This window comes from Kerstersia similis, assembly GCF_965139615.1.
In the GTDB taxonomy this organism is placed as follows: domain Bacteria; phylum Pseudomonadota; class Gammaproteobacteria; order Burkholderiales; family Burkholderiaceae_B; genus Kerstersia; species Kerstersia similis.
The window spans coordinates 52114-71220 of record NZ_CBCSIQ010000004.1; the positions used below are offsets into that span (position 1 = coordinate 52114).

14 protein-coding genes, 1 tRNA gene and 2 pseudogenes are annotated in these 19107 nt (G+C 59.3%); 12 read left to right on the plus strand and 5 right to left on the minus strand.

Annotation, left to right across the window (positions count from 1 at the left end):
* Nucleotides 1–86 precede the first annotated feature (86 nt).
* Nucleotides 87–1079, minus strand: coding sequence for a FecR domain-containing protein (locus ACNA1V_RS03855; RefSeq protein WP_415832267.1), 993 nt, complete (start codon nt 1077–1079; stop codon nt 87–89).
* Nucleotides 1080–1089: 10 nt separating this feature from the next.
* Nucleotides 1090–1623, minus strand: a complete 534-nt coding sequence (locus ACNA1V_RS03860) for a sigma-70 family RNA polymerase sigma factor (protein ID WP_415832268.1) — start codon at nt 1621–1623, stop codon at nt 1090–1092.
* A 232-nt stretch (nt 1624–1855) separates the two neighbouring features.
* Here ACNA1V_RS03860 and ACNA1V_RS03865 point away from each other — a divergent pair.
* The 6 genes and pseudogenes from ACNA1V_RS03865 to ACNA1V_RS03890 form a co-directional block, all read left to right on the plus strand.
* A pseudogene (locus tag ACNA1V_RS03865) lies at nt 1856–2304 on the plus strand (IS3 family transposase); the annotation flags it as partial.
* A 355-nt stretch (nt 2305–2659) separates the two neighbouring features.
* A pseudogene (locus ACNA1V_RS03870) lies at nt 2660–3288 on the plus strand (transposase); the annotation flags it as partial.
* Nucleotides 3289–3399: 111 nt separating this feature from the next.
* On the plus strand, nt 3400–4383 hold the full coding sequence (locus ACNA1V_RS03875; protein WP_415832269.1) for a GTPase family protein: 984 nt from the start codon (nt 3400–3402) through the stop codon (nt 4381–4383).
* Between the two features lie 302 nt (nt 4384–4685).
* Nucleotides 4686–5000: a DUF1153 domain-containing protein gene (locus tag ACNA1V_RS03880; protein WP_257741263.1), complete on the plus strand. Its 315-nt coding sequence runs from the start codon at nt 4686–4688 to the stop codon at nt 4998–5000.
* A complete protein-coding gene (locus ACNA1V_RS03885) occupies nt 4997–5818 on the plus strand; it encodes an IS3 family transposase (RefSeq protein WP_415832270.1) in 822 nt (273 codons plus the stop codon). The genes ACNA1V_RS03880 and ACNA1V_RS03885 overlap by 4 nt, the downstream gene beginning before the upstream one ends.
* Nucleotides 5819–5849: 31 nt before the next feature.
* A complete protein-coding gene (locus ACNA1V_RS03890) occupies nt 5850–6224 on the plus strand; it encodes a hypothetical protein (protein WP_415832271.1) in 375 nt (124 codons plus the stop codon).
* Here the strand turns inward: ACNA1V_RS03890 and ACNA1V_RS03895 are convergent.
* Nucleotides 6203–6279 (minus strand) — tRNA-Met (locus ACNA1V_RS03895). The genes ACNA1V_RS03890 and ACNA1V_RS03895 overlap by 22 nt on opposite strands.
* A 488-nt stretch (nt 6280–6767) precedes the next feature.
* Between ACNA1V_RS03895 and ACNA1V_RS03900 the strand changes: the two genes are divergently transcribed.
* The 6 genes from ACNA1V_RS03900 (at nt 6768) to ACNA1V_RS03925 (ending at nt 15704) form a co-directional block, all read left to right on the plus strand.
* The gene (locus ACNA1V_RS03900) at nt 6768–8669 is read left to right on the plus strand and encodes a TonB-dependent receptor domain-containing protein (protein WP_415832272.1); all 1902 of its coding nucleotides are present in this window, start codon (nt 6768–6770) and stop codon (nt 8667–8669) included.
* A 7-nt stretch (nt 8670–8676) separates the two neighbouring features.
* Entirely contained in the window at nt 8677–12933 is a 4257-nt protein-coding gene (locus ACNA1V_RS03905; RefSeq protein WP_415832273.1) for a cobaltochelatase subunit CobN, read from the plus strand.
* A complete protein-coding gene (locus ACNA1V_RS03910; RefSeq protein WP_415832274.1) occupies nt 12930–13478 on the plus strand; it encodes a MotA/TolQ/ExbB proton channel family protein in 549 nt (182 codons plus the stop codon). Before ACNA1V_RS03905 ends, ACNA1V_RS03910 begins: the two co-directional genes overlap by 4 nt.
* Nucleotides 13479–13802 carry a DUF2149 domain-containing protein gene (locus ACNA1V_RS03915; RefSeq protein ID WP_415832275.1) on the plus strand — a complete coding sequence of 108 codons (324 nt, stop codon included), beginning with the start codon at nt 13479–13481 and terminating at the stop codon, nt 13800–13802.
* Between the two features lie 222 nt (nt 13803–14024).
* Nucleotides 14025–14555: an RNA polymerase sigma factor gene (locus ACNA1V_RS03920; RefSeq protein ID WP_415832276.1), complete on the plus strand. Its 531-nt coding sequence runs from the start codon at nt 14025–14027 to the stop codon at nt 14553–14555.
* A gap of 117 nt (nt 14556–14672) precedes the next feature.
* Nucleotides 14673–15704: a FecR family protein gene (locus ACNA1V_RS03925; protein WP_415832277.1), complete on the plus strand. Its 1032-nt coding sequence runs from the start codon at nt 14673–14675 to the stop codon at nt 15702–15704.
* Nucleotides 15705–15729: 25 nt separating this feature from the next.
* On the opposite strand, the gene ACNA1V_RS03930 is transcribed toward ACNA1V_RS03925, so the two are convergent.
* Nucleotides 15730–16731, minus strand: coding sequence for an RpnC/YadD family protein (locus ACNA1V_RS03930; protein WP_415832278.1), 1002 nt, complete (start codon nt 16729–16731; stop codon nt 15730–15732).
* Nucleotides 16732–16982: 251 nt separating this feature from the next.
* Nucleotides 16983–19040 (minus strand): hypothetical protein, encoded by a 2058-nt coding sequence (locus tag ACNA1V_RS03935; RefSeq protein WP_415832279.1) that lies wholly within the window; start codon nt 19038–19040, stop codon nt 16983–16985.
* Nucleotides 19041–19107 lie beyond the last annotated feature (67 nt).

Consider the following 19107-nt stretch of genomic DNA (forward strand, 5'->3'; position numbering starts at 1 on the left):
GACGCCTCATTCCTGAACTGGAGATGAGGGAGGCTCTTACTTGTTCTATCGGGCGAGATCGAAAAACCGCGCAAAAAAAATTTGTATCAGCCGCGTCCGAGGATGATCCAGTACCGGGTGCGCCGCGTGATCTGCAACTGCAGGGTATCGGCCAGCAGGGCCAGGCTGGCGTCCGTATCGCGCAAAGAGAATGAACCGGAGGCGCGCAGGCCGGCAATGTCCGGCTGCACTTGCAGTAGCCCTGGGCGATAGCGCCCAAGTTCCGTCAGCAAGGTATCCAGGCGCATGCCATTGGCGACCAGCAGGCCATGGCGCCACATCAAATCATCGGACGAGGCTGGACGCACGGCGCCTGGCGCGCCGTGTTGGCCGAAGCGCAAGCCCTGGCCGGGCATCAGTACCGTGAAATCACGGGTTTCTCCGTGGCGTCGCAGGGCAACCTTGCCTTCATGAACGGCCACTTCGGTCTGGCCGTCATGTTGGCGCACGGTATAGCCGGTTCCCAGCGCCCGTGCCGTGCCTTCCCGGGTTTCCACCAGCAGGGGGCGTTGCATGGGGTCGGGCTGCCTGGCGGATTCCAGGAAAATCTCCCCTGAAAGTAGCCGGATACGCCGTTCCTGGGTTGTGAAGCGCACATCCACGGCGGTTCCGGTATTCATGACAAGCAGCGAACCGTCGTCCAGGCGTTGTTCGCTGACTTCGCCCAGCCGCGTGTGCAGATCGGAAACCGGTTGCAACGGCCCGCCTGCCAGGCCATCGGCCTGGTAGCGGTAGGACAGCCAGCCCAGGGGTGCGGCCAGGGCCAGCATGCCCAGGCCGCGCATCATGCGGCGCCGGCCCTGGGTGCGCGACAAGGCCATGGCCGGCAGAATCTGAGGCTGCACCTGGGCAGGAATCTGGTTGAAAATCGCCATCAGCGCCTGCACCCGCGACCAGGCTTCCGCATGTTGCGGGCTGCGTTGTTGCCAGGTGCGCAGGGACGCGCTTTCGTCGGCGCTTAGCGCGCCTTCGTCGAAGCGGGCCAGCCAGGCGGCGGCCTCGTTCAGAATGCGGGGGTCAATATCGGAATCCGAAGCCATACGCTCTGCATCAGGAGGCTGCCAGGGACAGGCAAGCCAGATAGGCGCGCTGAACATGGCGCTTCACGGAGGTCTCGGCCATGCCCAGGCGGTCGGCAATCTCTGCGTGCCGCATGCCATCGACGCGCACCATCAGAAAAATGGTGCGGGTGCGTTCTGGCATGGCGCCCAGCATGGCATCAATACGCATCAATGCTTCGCGTACCAGCATGATGGATTCCGGGGACGGGGCTTCGGCTTCGGGTTGTGCGGCCAGCGCTTCCAGATAAATGCGCTCGACCTCCTGGTGGCGCCAATGGTCGATCAGCCGAGCCTTGGCGATGCGCACCAGCAATGCGCGGGGATTGTCGCCGATATCGGCGCCGCCCTTACGTATCAGCAGTTGAACAAAGGCATCTTGCGCGAAGTCGGCAGCATCGGCAGGTGTGGACACCCAGCGCCGTAGCCAGCGTTCCAGCCATCCATAGTGACTATCGTACAGGTGCTCCGCCAAGGTGCCGTTCATGGAAGCCAGACAATACATGAGGTTAATAGTAATTCTCATTGTTGTCTGTAATTGGTAGGAGATGCAAGCGTTTTCCCGTTTTTCCCCTGTGAGGGCGGGTTATTGCTGATGGCGGGGCGGAATGAAAACAGGTTCGGCCGACTTTTCCAGCTGGCGTCTTGCCTGTCGTGCACGACAGCGGTGTTCGTGATTGGCGCCTGCTGGGAGAGGATTTCTACCCGTTAAGACGGACACTTCAGAAACGCGTCATCCTGGACGCAAAGTAGCGTGAGTGATGAAACGCAAGAAATACAGTGCTGAATTCAAAGCGGGATCGGTTGAACAGGTGCGCCGGTCGGATGGCAGTTGTGTCCAGGTCGCTCGGGAGTTGGCCCGCGTTCAGAAGGAGAGGGATTTTTTACACGCAGCGGCAACGTTCTTTGCCAGGGAGTCGTCCTGAGATATCAGGCCATCGAGCGTTGTCGCCATGAGTTTTCCATCCGAATGATGTGTCGTCTGCTGCGGGTCTCTCCAAGTGGTTTTCATGATTGGTTATTGCGCCCGGTCAGCGCGCACCAGAAGGAAAACCAGCGCTTGCTCACCCTCATTTGTCAGATGCACGCAGATAGCCAGGGTGCGTTAGGGGCGCCTCGCATGCATGAAGACCTGGTGGAGCGAGGAGAGACGGCCAGCAAGAATCGCATTGCACGCTCGACGGCGGCGTGGTCTTCTGCTGTGTGGGCCATGGGGCAACATCCTTTTGTAGATGCTGCCCAGTCTGTCGGCTATGCAGATGAGTGTCCTGCGGCGGAGTTATTTTCAGCGTCGGCATGCAGGATTGGTCATTCCGTAGGGAACTTCTACAAAACCCCGGCGAATCAACCGTGCCAAGGCCGGGATGCACTGACCTGCATGGCTTCTTAGTTTGTCGAACTAACCGTGATTAGACATTCCAGAGATAGGGGCTGATCGACTATGCGGTTTACCACTTTGATTAGTTCGGATTCTTTTGGTGCTTCTTCAAATGCGTGGTTTTTAATGATTTTGTCCAATATCGAACGGTTGGATTAACTCGTTGGCTGAGGATTGTTGTGCGAGCCACACACGCGTGTACCGCATTTACAAAGAGCTGGAAAAAAATCAGCGCATCAAACCGTGTAAAAGACTGGTCCGGCAGATGCAGGAGCCGCTGGCGGTTCGTAGCACCCTCAATGAGGTCTGGTCGATGGATTTCATACCTGACCAGTTGGCCGACGGGCGCAGCATGCGGACCTTCAACGTTATTGATGATTTCAACCATGAGGCGTCGGGCATCGAAGTGGACTTATCACTGCCGGCGGCACGAGTGACACGAGTGTTGAACACGATCATCGAGAAGCGGGGACAGGTCAGGGGGGCACTGCCGATTAGCTGCGACAACGGTCCGGAATATACGGGTTCGATGTTGTCGGTCTGGGCGAAAAAGCACGGCATCAGGCTCGACTTTATTAAGCTTGGCCAACTGCAGTAAAACGCCTGTATCGAGCAGTTCAACTGCACGGCTAGGTATGAATGGCTGTCACAGCCGACAGTACGGAGTGGGAAAATCTGGCGCATGTGCAGGAGCACGCCACGCGCTGGATGTGGTTTTACAATCACGAATGCCATAATATGGAATTGGGCCGATGCACACCAACACAGTGGCTGGCCATGGCCGCATCAGTCCCTACTTCTACGACCCAGTAAAAATGGGGGTATTACCATTTCATCCTGGCGAGCCCGCTAGGTGAAGCGAGGAGTAGGTGGCTTAATAATTTGTTTTTTTATTGGCAATCAAAAAATAGAGCTGAGGTTTAGGTGGAACAATCCAAAGAAAATAAGTCAGTGCTTAAGTGTTCGTCCTGTGGGACAAAATTCAGGGTTCCTCATGATAGAGGTGATCTGGAAGTGACATGTCCGAATTGTAATGGTGTGGAAGAGTGGTCTGAGGATGAAATAAAATTCATAGGAAAAAAGTCAATTTCTTCCGATGCTATTAGAAAATTAATAGAAAAACGAGCCAAGAAGATAAAGGGGTACGTTCCGAGGGTAGGCGTTTTTGGTGTCACAGGCGTTGGTAAGTCTTCTCTATGTAATGCTATTTTTGGCTCGGATGTAGCTAAAATTAGCGATGTTGCAGCTTGCACGCGTTCCCCTCAGGAGATACAGCTTAAATCTTCTGGAAGTGAGCCGGGTATAGTCTTGATTGATGTGCCCGGAGTGGGGGAGACGACAGAAAGAGATGAGGAATATTTTCAGTTATATAAAAGCTTGGCTCCGACCCTCGATTTGGTGATCTGGGTTATTAAGGCTGATGATAGGGCCTACGCGGTTTCTCAGAAGGCATATCTTGAAATACTGAAACCAAATCTAAAAAAATGTCCTGTGGTTTTTGTTGTTAATCAGGTTGATAAGTTGCCTCCGTTAAGAGATTGGGATGAGGTTCATGAGAGGCCTGGGCAAGAGAAGGAGGCCAATGTTCAGAGAAAAATCGGTGATGTTGCTAAGGCCTTTGATGTTTCGACTGATATTATTATTCCGGTGTCGGTAGAGGAAAAATATAATCTGACTGGGCTGGTTTCTCTTATTGTTGATATTTTACCAAATGAGAAAAAATATTCTTTTGCGCGAGAGGCGAAAGAAGAGGTTAAAACGGAGGGGATAAATGCAAAAGCTGAGAAAGGGGTTTGGGAAGCGATAAAAGAGTGGTGTGGTGATCTATGGGAGGAGAATAAAGATTTGATTGTCTCCGCAGCGGCTACGTTTGCTACAAAATTCATTAAAGGGCTTTTTAAGAAATAAATTAAATTGGACTGGTTTTTTGTGTTGGTTTGTGGTTTTTACTCTTCTAGTCCATTATTGTAAATAAAAAGGCGCTCCTGATGTGAGCGCCTTTTTATTTGGTAAAGAACATATTCCCATTGGTTCAGATATGAAAGAATATGGGGGCGTGAGGCGGGTTGGAAGTCATCGGGTCTGGGTTTTTTGAGATAAGTTATATTTTCGGAGGGTGGTGTGAAGGTGCCCGTGCGAGGAGTTCCTGTTGGGAGGTGATGTATTGACCCAGTGAAAACCTGCTCAGGTCATAATCGAGGAAAGAAGACATGAGCAAGACGATGGAAGAAGACATCAAACGGTGGACAGCGAAGCGCAAGAGCGCGCTGGTACTGGACATCATCCAAGGCAAAGCCACGGTATCGGAAGCGAGCCGGCAATACGATCTGTCGCCGTCTGAGGTCGAACAGTGGGTCGATGATGCCAAGCGGGGGATGGAGAACGCCTTGCGTGCCAACCCGTTGGACATCAAGGAACAGTACGAGCGCCAGCTGAAAGATCTGCAGGAAGCGTACGGCGAAGCGATGTTGGAGTTGCGTGCCCGAAAAAAGCTGCAAGCCCTGTTGGACGAGGAAGGGAAATGATCCTTCGCGTGCAGCAGGGCCTGGCTGCCGAAGGGTTCGAGGTGTCGCTCTCAAAGCTGTGCCGTTGGTTTGGCGTGCCGCGTCGCACGGTGTATTACCGGGCTGTGAAGTCACCACCTAAAGTCGATGCGAAGTACGTTGAGCCGATCAAGGCCATGATCGAAGAGTCGCCGTCGTTTGGCTACCGGACGGTGGCTTGGCTGCTGGGGTTCAACAAGAACACCGTGCAGCGCATCTTCCAGATCAAAGGCTGGCAGGTTCGCAAGCGTCCGATTGGCTTCAGGCCACGGATCCAGGCATTGCCTTCAGCGGCCACAACGCCGAACGAACGTTGGTCTACAGACCTGTGCCGTATCTGGGCAGGCCGGGACGGCTGGGCCACGCTGGCGCTGGTGATCGACTGCCATACCCGCGAACTGTTGGGCTGGCACCTGTCGCGCAGCGGTAAGGCCTGCACGGCGGGGAGCGCCTTGGAACACGCCCTGATCGCTCGGTTCGGGACGCTGGGGCGAGTGCCGGCACCGTTCCTGCTTCGATCCGACAACGGCCTGGTATTCACCTCCCGAAGCTACACCGCATTGGTGCGCAGCTATGGGCTGCGCCAGGAGTTCATCACGCCGCACTGCCCACAGCAGAACGGCATGGTCGAGCGAGTCATCCGCACACTGAAAGAGCAATGCGCGCATCGTCATCGCTTCGAAACCTTGCAGCATGCCAGCCGCGTGATCAGCGACTGGATACGCTTTTACAACCACCGGCGACCTCATCAGGCGCTGAATATGAAAACCCCGGTTCAAACCTACGCTTTAGCCGCATAAGTTGAGCAGGTTCCGCTGGGTCATTACATCCGTGCAGACCGAAATCGGCTGGCTGACGGATGCCATTGTCCAGGTGGGGATCTCGCCAGCGCTGGCGGGGCGGCTGCGGGTTGCAGAAGCGGAGCTTGCCGCGTTGCAATCAGAACCGGAGCAGAACGCCGAGGCAGAGGCAGGTGTGCGAGATATGTCCGACATCGTGGCGCGGTACCGCACGCTGCTGGATAACCTGGTTCAGGTGTTGGTGACCGATGTGGATCACGCGAGGGAACTGCTGAGGGAGATATTGGGCAACCCGGTGATGAGTGCCGATGCCGAGGGCCATGTTTGGGTGACCCTGGATAAAGAAACAGCCTCGATGCTTTCGCATGAGGCTGTTTCTACGATTGGTTGCGGGGGCAGGATTTGAACCTACGACCTTCGGGTTATGAGCCCGACGAGCTGCCAGACTGCTCCACCCCGCGTCTGAAGAATTAAATATAGCCCATTTTTCTGGGTGTGTGCAAGTCTTTTTTGTCTTTTTCCATAAAAAGACAGATTTTTGTTTTTTTCGCTCGGATTTTGCCTGTTTTTTGCTTAGTTATTGATCACCCTGGGCCGCTGGCACCCTCTTTGGTGGAGGAACGGGTGAGGCCTTGGCAGGCGGGCGGGCGGCAGAGTCTTCCGGGCCATCTTCTAAAACCACCAGAGTAGTACTGATATATCATTTCAATTTATTTGTTTTGTTATATCATTCCGATTTTTGTGGGCTGCCATCGGGGTGGCTTGCTTATGTCCGACGGGGTTTTCCATGCTTTGCCGCGCTTTCCTGCCCAGTTCATTGCCACCGGGCAGTGGATGCTTGCTGATTTCAACGGGGCCGGGCCGGGGGCAGTGCCAGTCTCCTGGATTCCTTCCATGGGAAATCAAGGCGGCGCGTCTGTCCTGGTTGCAGGTGGCCGCAGCAGGGGTTTTGCTGGCAAACCCGGGGCAGGCCGCAGCACAGGGACAGGTGGCGGCCTTGGCGCCGGTGGTTGTGACAGCCACAGCAGGCGAGCGGAACCTGGCGGATGTTCCCGCCAGCGTGACGGTTGTTGATGGCGCCGCACTGCGCGAACGGCCGGTGCTGGATATGGCGGATGCCTTGCGCGGGACGGAAGGCATCAATATTCAGAGCGCCGGCCTGGGACGGCGGGCAATTTCGATACGCGGCATGGATCCGGCCCATACCTTGTTCCTGATGGATGGCAAACGTATCAGCGCGTCTTCTTCCGGGATTTCACATTCGGATTATGAGTTGGGCTGGGTGTCGACGGAGGCGATCGAAAGGGTGGAGGTGGTGCGCGGTCCGCTGTCGTCTTTGTACGGTTCCGAGGCCCTGGGCGGCGTGGTGAATGTCATTACACGGACGGCGACGGACGAGTGGCAGGGCTCGCTGTCTTCCTATTATCTGAAGCCCGGCCATGATGCGGGCGGTGCACAGTTCAAGACTGGCGTGTACGCGGGCGGCCCATTGGTGCAAGGGGTGCTGGGGCTGAGTGTCTGGGGCGAATATCTGCGCCGTCACGCGCTGGAGGATGAGAAAAATCTTGGTTTGAGCCTGCTGGATCGGAATGTTTCGCGCAGCGGTAATGTGGCATTGAGCTGGACGCCGGAGAGTCGCCAGCGTATTGACCTCAGTGCAGGTGCGGGTAATGAGGAGCGTGATGGCGTGCGCGGTACTGTGGCAGTGCCTTACGAATCTGATGACACCGTGCGGCGGCGGCAATACTCGGTTGGGCATCGTGGCGGCTGGCGTTGGGGCAGCACCGATGTGAAGGTATATCGTTCCAGCCTGTATCGGGAGAATTGGCGCAGCGATGGCGGCACGGCAAGTGGCCCGAACCGTTTTGTCGATACGGTGGCGGATGCCACTACCAGGCTGGCGCCTTGGGCGGGCCATACCTTGACCTTCGGCGGGACGGTACGCCGCGAGAAGCTGGAGGATCCGACCGTCAACCGGGCGGGCCGCTTGTCCATGCAGCATTATGCCGCGCTGTTGCAGGACGAGTGGCGCCTGGGGCAGCAGTGGGAAGTCGTGCTGGGCGGGCGCCTGGATTGGCATGAGGAGTTCGGCCGTGAAGCCAGCCCGCGTGCCTATGTGCTGTACCACCTGAATGAGGCCTTGACCTTCAAGGGGGGCGTGGGCAAAGGGTTCAAGGCCCCGACCTTGAAACAGTTGTCTCCTGAATATGAGTCATACGCTGCCATGGGCGGGCGCGGCATTATCCGTGGCAATCCGGATCTGCAGCCGGAAACCAATGTGTCTTTTGAAGCCGGGCTGGAGTATGAGGGCAGTGGCTGGCAGGCCAACGCCATGTTTTTCCAGAATGAGGTGAAGAACCTGATCGAAACCCAGCGTGCCGCCAGTTGTGATGTCAAGGGCAGGACCTGCCTGTACTACCAGAATGTCGCCCGGGCACGCATTCGTGGGGTGGAACTGGGGGGCGGCGTGGACTTGCCTTGGCAGTTGCGCCTGGATGCCAACTATATGTGGCTGGACCCGAAGAATCGCGAGACGGACGAAACGCTGGCGGACCGGCCGCGCCATAGCGGAGCTGTCGATCTCGCCTGGACCCCCGTGCCTGCCTGGACAGCCAGGGTGCGGGCAGAGCTGACAGGCAGGCAATACAACTCTGGCGGCACGACGCCTGTGGAGCGCCCCGGTTATGCACTGTGGTCGTTGTATGCAGATTACGCCATCAATCGGTCTCTGACTTTGCAGGCAGGGGTGGAAAACCTGGGTGATCGCAGGCTGGCGGCTGAGGACGCTACTCGCTACTCCCTGGCAGATGAAGGCCGGCGTTATTACCTCGGCATGAATGCAAGGTTCTGATCTCATCATGCACCTTGAAAAATCAGGCGGCATGGGTGGGGGCCGCAGCTATTCCCGCCTGTGCCTATGGGCCGCAGGACTGCTATTGGCGGGGTTGGCGATGTGGCTGTTGGGCGGGCCTGTCGTTCGGGCGGAATCCGCGCATGACGCGGGTCGCCAGGCCAAGGGCATTGTGCAGGCGCCGGCTGTCACAGGGCAGGAGGGCACGCCAGCGGCCTTGCCTGTGTTGCGGGTGATCACGAACAGCTTCGTGCCCAAAGGCAAGTTTGAGCGCTTGCAGAGGCTGGCTGAAGATGCAGGCCTGCGGTTGGAGCATATCAATGTGGAAGTGGCGTCTGCACATGCCGGCCGCTGGCTGGAGGGCGCTGCCTTGACGGTGCTGGATACTCCCCGTCCGGCGGATCGCGCGCAGGTCGAGGCTGCGCTGGCGGAGGGGTTGCGGCAGCCAGGCCGGGCGTGGCTGGCGGTCGGAGGAGGGGCGCCTGGGCATGCCGGACTGGATGAGGCGGTGGCGCGTCATTTGGCGGCTTACTACGCAGCTGGCGGTGAGTCCAATTTCCGGTCTTTTTTTCGTTATGCCCAGGCTGTGCTGCAGGGGACAAGCCCGGAAGTGTTGCCGGCTGTCGTGCCATTGCCGGCAACCGGCTTTTATCACCCAGCCTCCACACGAATTTTTTCGTCCTTGAGCGATTATCTGGCCTGGGGGGCAGCACGCTGGCAGCCGCGCAGCGGCGTGGTGGCGTTTCTGACCCATGCGGGAGCGCTGGGTGACTTGCAGACGGATGCCCTGGATGTGCTGGTCAGCAAAACGGAAGCGGCGGGCTTGACCCCCGTGGTGTTCTGGTTCGACGCATCACATGAGACATTACCGGAAGTGCTGGGCCAGGGGCGGGTGGATGTGCTGGTGAATCTGGGGCATTTGCAGGACGGCAAGGCGCGCAGCGCCGATTTTCAGGCGCTGGATATTCCTGTCTTGCAAACCACCGTGTTCCGTCAGGAACAGGGAGAAGCGGGGTGGGAGCAGGCAAGCAGCGGTATGCCGCCCCGTACGCTGGCGATTTTCCTGGCGGGCCCGGAAGGGTGGGGCATGATGGATCCGATTGTGCTGCGTACCTCGGTGCAGGGGGAGCAGCAATTGTTGCCAGAGCAGGCCGATGCCTTGATCGGCAAGCTGCAGGGGCTGGTCGCATTGCGTCAGATAGCAGCGGCAGACAAGAAGCTGGCCTTGCTGTTCTGGAATTATCCGCAAGGCGAGAAGAACCTGGCGGCATCGCATCTGAATCTGCCACGCAGCATGGTGGCGCTGGCGCATGGGCTGGCCGCGGCCGGGTATCAGGTCAGTGTGCCGGAAGAAGCTGCGTTGATTCGGCAGGCGCAAGAGATGCTGGCGGCCCTGTATCGCCAGGTGCCGCTGGAAACACTGCTAGAGCATGATTTGGCAGCCGCCTATCCGGTGCAGGCGTATCGGCAGTGGCTGCGCCGTCTGCCCAGCGCACAGCGCGAGGCACTGTCCCACTGGGGGGATCCAGGCAAGCACTGGGCGGTGCGCGAGATCGGTGGCGAGCCCGTGTTCGTGATCCCGCGCCTGCAATTGGGCAATCTTACGGTCATGCCGCAAATGCCCCGTGCGGCGGAGATGGGCCAGCACTATCACGATACCGCCAGCGCGCCGGATCATCTATACCTGGCCGCCTATCTCTACTTGCGCCAGCAACTTGGCGTGCATGCCCTCATCCATATGGGTACCCACGGAACGCAGGAGTGGCTGCCGGGAAAAGATAGAGGCCTGTCCGCAAGCGATTTCCCTTTCCTGGCGGTCGGGGATGTACCGGTGTTCTATCCCTATTTGCAGGATAACGTCGGCGAGGCCATGCAGGCCAAACGTCGAGGCCGTGCCGTGACGATCAGTCATCAGACGCCACCCTTCGCGCCGGCGGGCCTATATGACACGCTGGCCGATCTGCACCAGCTGATTCATGAGTATCAGCAACTGGACGAAGGCGCGGCGCAGTCGGTGGCGCGAGACAAAGTGCTGGAGGCCGCCCAGGCCAATCATATGCTGGCTGACCTGGGGTGGGACATCGCGGATGCGCGCCTGCGTTTTGCGGATTTCGTGCAGCAACTGCATGATCATTTGCATGAACTGGCGCGCGCTGCCATGCCCTTGGGCCTGCATACCTTCGGTGAGCCGGCGGCGCCGGCGCACAGGCTGCTGACGGTTATGCAGCAACTGGGCGAGCCGTTCTATCAGGCGCTGGGCATGGTGGATGATGAATGGTTCGCCCAGGACCATACCGTCAGCCCTCCAGTTGTTGTTGCCCAGGAGGGGCAGGCGGCGGCCGGGCGGGCGGGCCTGCCGGTCGCCGCGCAGGGCGCGGCAGATACCTGGCAAGACGCCCGGCCCTATCAATGGTTGCAGACCTATTTGCGTGCTGGCGCCCAGGAGCAGTCAGCAGGCCAGGAGATGGGGGCGGAGGCCGCCTTGTCTCCGGCATTGCGCGAGCAGCTGGCGAGGGCCCGGCAACTGGATCAGTCCCTGGCGGATACCCAGGAGATCGAATCGTTGCTGGCAGGGCTGGCGGGCCGCTTTGTGTTGCCGGGCGCTGGGGGCGACCCATTGCGCAACCCGGATATCGCCAGCGGCCGCAATTTGTACGCTTTCGAGGCAGACCGTATTCCCAGCCCTGCCGCGTATGAAGCGGGCGGTATTGCCTATGCACAATTGCTGCAGGCGTATGCCGATAGCCATGCCGGCGCCGCGCCGCGCAAACTGGCCTTCAGCCTGTGGTCATCGGAGGCTATCCGCCATCTGGGCGTGACGGAAGCGCAGGTCTTGCATGCCTTGGGGTTACGGCCGGTCTGGGGGCGCGGCGGCAGGGTAGAGGCTTTGGATATCATTCCTGCCAGTGAACTGGGCCGCCCGCGCGTGGATGTGGTGGTGCAGGTAACAGGCGTCTATCGGGATCAGTTTGACGGGTTCATGCGGCTGCTGGCCGAAGCCATCGAACGCCTGGCCCAACAGGATGAGCCCGGGAACAATGTCGCGATCAATTCGCGCCTGGCCGAAAAAATGCTGCGGGATGCCGGCGCCCGGCCGGAGCAGGCGCGGCAGGGCGCGCAACTGCGTATTTTCGGGAATGCGCCGGGTGCCTATGGCACAGGTGTGCCGCACCTGACGCTGCAGGCCGATGCCTGGGAAGACGACGCAGCCTTGGCCACGCAGTTTCTGAAGAGCAGCCAGTATGCCTATGGTGCAAGCGTTTGGGGCGACAACTCTGGCGGTACACAGTTGCTGGAAACGCAGCTCAGTGGCGTGCAGGCAGTAGTGATGTCGCGGTCTTCCCATTTGCATGGCGTGCTATCGACAGATCATCCCTTTGAGTTCATGGGGGGATTGTCGGCTGCTATCCGCCAGCTGGATGGCGCAGCGCCAGATTTGCTGGTGTCGGATTTGCGTCAAGGCAAACCCCGCACTACCAGCCTGCAACGTTTCCTGTCGGATGAGATGCGGGTGCGTTATCTCAACCCGGCCTGGATCCAGGGCATGCAGGCTGAAGGCTATGCCGGCACGCTGTCGGTGCTGGAAGCGACCAATAACCTGTATGGCTGGCAAGCCACCGACGCCTCGACGGTGCGCGCGGATCAGTGGCAGGCCATGTTCGATACCTATGTGGCGGATACGCGCGAACTGGGCATGCAGGCCTGGTTCGAACGCGACAATCCCCATGCGCAGGCGCAGATGCTCGAACGCATGGCAGAAGCGGTGCGCAAGGGATATTGGGATGCCCCTGCGGAGACGCGTCAGCAAATGGCGCAGCGCTGGCAGGCCTTGCAGCGTGATTTTCAGGTGCAGGCCAGCGCGGCGGTGACACGTGAGTACCTGGATGCCATGGTGGCCGGGTTTGGCTTGCAGGCCAGCGCCAGCCTGCGGCCGGAGACGGTGGCCGCCCAGGCACCGCCGGCCGCGCCCCCCACCCCGCAGGAGGCCTGGGATCCCGCAGCGCCACAGACGAATCAGGCGGCAGCCGAGAGACCGATGGAAACCGTTGCCGGTCAGGAGCTGCGGCGGCAGGACGATGCAGCAGAGGATGAGAATCCTGCCCTGCATGCTTGGCTGGCATGGTTGGTGCTGCTGCTGTTGGCGGCGGGAGGCGGCCGATACTGGTGGGTCAATCAGCGGGCCATGGCCGTGACTGAACCGCGTTATGCCGCATCCGGCCAGCGAGCCGCTTCAGGAATGAAAAAAGGAAACGGAAGGAAATGATAGGTGCACATAGCCTGGAAACAGGCCTGTATGAACTCTCTCGGGTATTGCTATGGCCGGTGTTGATCCTGATTCTTGCCACGCTGGCCTATGCCTTGTATGCCCTGGGGGGATTCGGCGCCGAGTGCCTGGCCCGCTGGCGCGGCAAGCATCAGTCCTTGCTGCGTCGTCTCTGGTTGGCGCAGCCCGAGAACTGGGCGACAGACGACATGGAGTTGTGGATCATGAAACGCCTGGAATGGCTGCGCATGGTGTCACGCGTGGCGCCGATGCTGGGCCTGATTGCTACCATGATTCCCATGGGGCCGGCCCTGCTGGCCCTGAGCAATGGCGATACGGCGGCAGTCGGGCAGAACATGGTGGTGTCGTTCGCGGCGGTCATTCTGGCGCTGGCGGGTGCCAGCATTGCTTTTTTCGTGCTCACGATTCGCCGCCGCTGGCTGCTGGAGGAATTGCGGGCCATAGAAAAAAGCATGGCGTTGAATGCGCACGGGGTGGGGCGTCCAGGGGGCGTTGCAGGTGCCGGCCAGGACAAGGAGCAATGAATGCGTTTCCTGGAATCTGACGAAGCGGATGATCCCATCCTGTCAGTCGTCAATCTGATAGACCTGTTTCTGGTGGTGATTGGCGTCTTGATGGTCGTGATTGCGAGCAATCCGCTCAACCCCTACGCCAATGACAAGGTCATCGTGGTCGAAAACCCGGGGGAAGCCGATATGCGCATTACGATCAAGAACGGGCAGGAACTGGAGCGCTACGAGTCTTCCGGCCAGATGGGGGAAGGCCAGGGCATGCGTGCCGGCGTGACGTACCGGCTTGATGATGGACGCATGATCTATGTGCCGGAGGACGGGGAACGCAAGCCCTGACCACCAGTGGGGGGATGGCCGGTGTGCTAGAAATAGGTTGAGAAATATCGCAAAATCAGCGATGCTTTCACATGATATGATAATGATTATCATAAGTCTTGGCGCGATCTGAACTCTGCTGGCATATCGTCGGCCAGTTCGGCAGCGTATGCCGGCAACTGCAGGTTTTCTGCCGCTCCATCCATTTTTCTCCTGGCGGTACTGGCGTATCGTGGGCACCAGATGAACAACCTCGTGGAAGAATTGCTGGCCTGCTACAGCAAACTGTGCAGGCACCTGACGCGCGAGCTGAGGGATCCGCATACTGCTGATGACATTGCGCAGCATAGCTTTGAAAAAGTCTATGCCAAGATGATGCGCGAAGGCGCGGCGGCCATCGAGTCGCCGCAGGCGCTGTTGTTTCACACGGCGCACAACATCGTCATTGACTTCATCAGGCAACGCAAACATCAACAGGATTATCTGGAAGCCAGCCTGGCTGCAGCGGAAGCGCTGCCTTGCCACGCGCCTTCCGCGGAGACCATCGTCATGTATCGCCAGCTGATGGAAAAAGTCGTGGCCAAGCTGGAAAGCCTGCCAGGGCGCCGTCGGGATGTCTATATCCTGTTCCGCGTCTATGGCTATTCACGCACGGAGATTGCCGAGCGCTTGGCCATCACGGAAGCGGCGGTAGCCAAACATGTCGTGCGCGCCACGCTGGATTGCGCCACTGCACTGGCGGAGTTACGGGAGCTTGCCGGGCCGGAATGCTAGGCACTGGATAATGACGAACCTGCAGAATTCCTGTCCGCCCTGTTGTTGCTCCCGGTACAGCGCTGGCTATGGCTATGGCACTGACGCTTTTACCTGCCTGATTGGGCGGAGTCCGGCATGAGCCCGGCTGGTAAGCGGCCATCGCCGCCGTCGGAGCGCATGATTGCGCATGCCTTGCGTTTGATTGCCACGGCGGCCGTCGCTCCCGATGAAGAGGCTCAGGCAGCGCAGCAGGCGCTGCGCGTGTGGGTGGCCCGTTCGGAACGGCATGCGCTGGCGCATGCGGAAGCCTTGCGCCGCTGGAATATGCTGGGCCGGCTGGGTCCCGATATGCGGGACCAATTTTCCGAACCGCCCTCACGCCATTCGGCACCGCCAGGCTTGATGTTCGCTGCGGTGCTGGCGCAGCCAGGGCGGCGAAAATTTCTGGCCCTGGCAACAGCCGGTGTGCTGGGTGTTGCTGCAGCATGGGCGTGGCAACAGTCCCAGCGAGAATTCAGCCGTCGTTATCGTTCTCGTATTGCTGAAACCTTTGCGCTGGAACTGCCGGATGGCAGTCAGCTCTATCTGGATGCAGACAGCGAAGTGCTGGCGGAGATGTACCCCGGCAAACGGGAAGTCGCGCTGCAACGCGGGCGTGTTCGCTTTGACGTGACGCCTGATGCGCAGCGTCCTTTCATTGTGCCCTTGCGTATCGGGGAGGTCGAGGTGGTCGGCACGGTTTTCACCATTTCCGACCGTGGCGAAAGCGTGCAGGTGAGCGTGTCCCAAGGGCATGTACGCTGGCGGCCGGACGGGTGGGGGCGCGGCCAGCAAGTCGATTTGTATGCCGGCGACCGGCTGGTGGTTTATGACGGGCAGCCTCCCAAGGTGGCGCGTGGCGCCGTGACGCCGGGCGGGCAAGAGGATAGTTGGCGTGACGGCTGGCTGGTGTTCGACAACACGCCCTTGCAGGAGGCGCTGCCGGCGCTCAATGCCTATTTGCCCAGGCCCTTGAAAAGTGCAGACCCGCGTGTCGGGCAATTACGCTTGACGGCACGTTTGCGTGCGGATGACCCCAAGGCCTTGCTGGCTGCCTTGCCCTTGGTTCTGCCGGTACGGGTCGAGCCGGATGCGGAGCGTCGTGCATTGCTCTTGCGTTTGCGCTGAGCCGATACCGGCGCGAAGGCCTCTTTTAGCTGTTGAACACTGCTTGCGGTGACTCTGCCTGGATGACGGAAAGCAGCCAACGCCGCAGTTGCTCTGGCGAGGCTTGATCCAGGCGCTGTTGCAGCTCGGCAGGCAACTGGCCGAAACGCTGATGCAGCAGGGCTGCAAGCGTTTGGGACAAGCCCTGTTCCAGGCCACGCCGCAGCCAGACGCGTTCAACGCTCGAGATATAGGCCACTTTTTTCTCCTGTTCAAGTTGTTCCAGCGATTGAGTGAAAGCGGGTTCCTGTTCGGCGGGAAGGCGCAGGGCATGGTCGATGAACAGGAATAGCTGCCGTATGTCGGTTTCTGAATAGTCCAGTTGATAGAGCTGGCGTATAAGCTGAAGTTTGTTTTCCCGTTTTTTGTTCACGGGGGTGGAGGGGGATGCGGCCTGTAGCTCCGCCAGCAGAACCATGGCAAAAGGATTTTGCCGGGCACGTTCGCGCAAGGCTTGTTCCTGCCCGACCCAGTCTTGTAAATGTATCACTGGGGCGGTGTAGCGCAGGGTCAGAAAATTGCCGTTCAACGGCGCATAACAGTGCTCAAGACAACGGATTTTTCTGGAATTCTTGCTCTTGGTGACGATGGCGAATTGCACGATGTCATGCCTGGGGTAGCGCGCCGCCAGGCGGCAGTAGTAGTGGAACATGCGCAGGGGAAAACCACGTTCCAGGCGTGCCTGGATTTCCGTGTGCATTAAGAGCAGCACCGGGCCGTGCAGGGTGTGCAGTTGCGCGAGCTTGTCCACATAAAGCCGGTCGCGGTAAAGACTGCCGCCGATGCGGCGCAGCTCCTTGTCCATGAAAACCGGAGCCGTTCGCCAGTCGATCAAATCATGGAATTCCGGCCAGAAAAGCGCGGTGCAGGGTTGCAGCCAGCTTTCCAGGGCATCTTTCCAGTGGCCGTCCGAATCGGCACGCGATGAACTTGCCGGCAGCAGGGCCGATGCCGCTTCCGGTCTATCGGAAAACGGCGGAACCGGCATGTGCACGGCATTGCGCGTTTGGCCGGACCGGCAGCTGCGGCGTGAGCGGGCAGGCCGGCACATGGCCTGCTGGGGAATGGCTGGCAACATGGGAAACAGCAGGCGGGTTGATGACCCCTACAGCATGCGCGGCCGGCTTGTTTCTGCCAAGGACAGGCGTGACGGAAACGTCACGCTTTTGTTGAATCTGAGATCCGAAACGAGTGCATGCCGATTGACGGCAGGCACTCGTTGTCGCGCCGAATACGAGCTCAACGGGTGGACGACGGTTTGCGAGCCTGCCGCATAGCCGGTCGTGCCGCCAGCAGCGTGAGCAGCGCCAATCCCAGCGGCCAGCCCAACGGGCCGCCGCCCGAGCCGCTGTCGCCGTCATCGTCGGTGCCGCCAGGGGTTTCTTCTTTGATGTCGCCCACCTGCAAGCTTACGGCATCGCCATATACACGGCCTTGGGCGTCACGGCAGTCCAGCTCGTAGGTATAGCGGCCATTCTGCGCCGGCTGCAGTTGCAGCTTGCCCGACACGCCCTGCGCGCCGTTAAAACTGCCATCGCTGCTGCGGGCCTGGCAACTCAGGCTGTTCGTGTTCCAGCTGAGTTCGGCGCTTTGTCCGGCCTGGATGCTGGCCGGGTTCAGCGTCAGCAGGGTCGGGATGACGAGATCAAGGGCAAAGAAGGAACCGCCGCCGCGTTCGCTTCTGGGTGTAAAGCGGCTGGGGTCGATATCGTCACCGCCGCCCCATTGTGCGTATCCCCCCCAACGATTGGCGCCCAGCAGGGTGTGGATATGGCTGCCGTCCGCCTGGACGGTAACGGGGCCGGCGCTCAGGCCGATAGGGTGCGTGCCGGCCAGAATGGCCATGCGATGCACGATTTCAAAACTGGCCTCATCCTCTTCCGTAGTGGCATGGCCGGGTTTGACCCGGAAGACGGTACCGTAATCTGTCACACTGTCCAGTTCGCCGGTTTCCGTATTTCTGGCGTTGGCCACACGATTGGCCGCCGTTCCGTAGAGCCAGCCATCCTTGGCCAGAACCATGGGGCCATAGGGGCGGAAGGTGTTCGTGTTCAGGTCGCCCGTGATGGTGCTGTCGGACGCAGCGGTATTGAACACATGGACATGTTCAATCGTCCCGCCAGGGCCCTTGGCCTTGTTGTAGCGCCAAAGTACTTTATCTGTCGTGCCGTACAGATAGTCGCCAACTTCGACCATGCCATTAGGGGCAGATACTATCAATCCGCTGGATTCAAATACTGTCTGGCCATCACGTGCACGCGCCAGGCTTTGCAGGAAGGTAACAGGCGGTGCATCGCTGCCGTTCAAGTCCGAGGTGCGCACCGCCAGGATGGCGGCACCCGCGGAGTCATCCGCAGGGATGCTGGCGTTGGGGTAGGTGCCTACCCATTTTGTTGCTGAGTTAACGGTTTCAGAATTGAAGGCGGTATAAGTGTTGCCCCCGCCCACCAGCACATAAAGCGTCCCGCCATGGTCTGAGCTGTGGACGACTGCATGAGTATTGCTGCCGTTGGGCCAGTATTCGTAGGTGACTGTGATGGAGCCTGCAGGTGGAAAATATAGGGCGCAATCAATGTTTGTAGCTGGGCTGGTGCGCGTATCCCTGCAGCGTGTAGGGTTAGTTGCCGGAAAGTACCAGATATAGCTGGGCACGACGGGGGGCAAAGATGCATCTGGCACTTTGGGTACTTCTTTTGATTGTGCTGGCGTAAAAACGGGAGAAATTTTCTGTTCCACGTTCAGTTGGAACAAGCCCGAGTTCCATGCCGGGATGTAAATATTTCCTTGGGAATCTTCTGCCCAGGTTGTGCCAAACGCCCCAAGTTCCAGTCCACCCACTTGATAATGGGGTGAAAACTCCAGCGCATTATCGACTGCCAGCACGTCAGGGGCCGGTTGGCCGGGTGCCCATTTCAGGATGGCGCTGCGTTGTTCCGGCCGGCTCCATTCCAGCTGATTGTCCAGTGGCCGTTGATAGGGCCGCCAGCCATAGATCGTCCCTGTCGCAGGGCTGACATACTCCAGCATGGCGCCTCGGCCCAAATCCTGGCCCTGGATGTCGCTGGCATCCAGCGTCTGGAAGGCGGCTGTGGGGGCTGCCGTGCCGACGAAGAGACGCCCCCAGCGCTGCAAAAAGGCCTTGCCGTCCTTGCCGCCGTTTATCACGCTGCCATAGAGCTTGCCCTGGCTGTAGAGCAACTGCCCGGGCTGGGTGCCAGGCAGCTGTGTCGTATTGAGAATACCCAAGGTGCGGTAGCTTGGGCTCGGGGCGGCGCTGCTGGCAGCTTGCGCTTGCATCAGCGTCGTTTGCAGGCCAGCCCACAGGAGCAGCGACAGCAGCGAGCAGGTGGTTTTTGCGCGATGC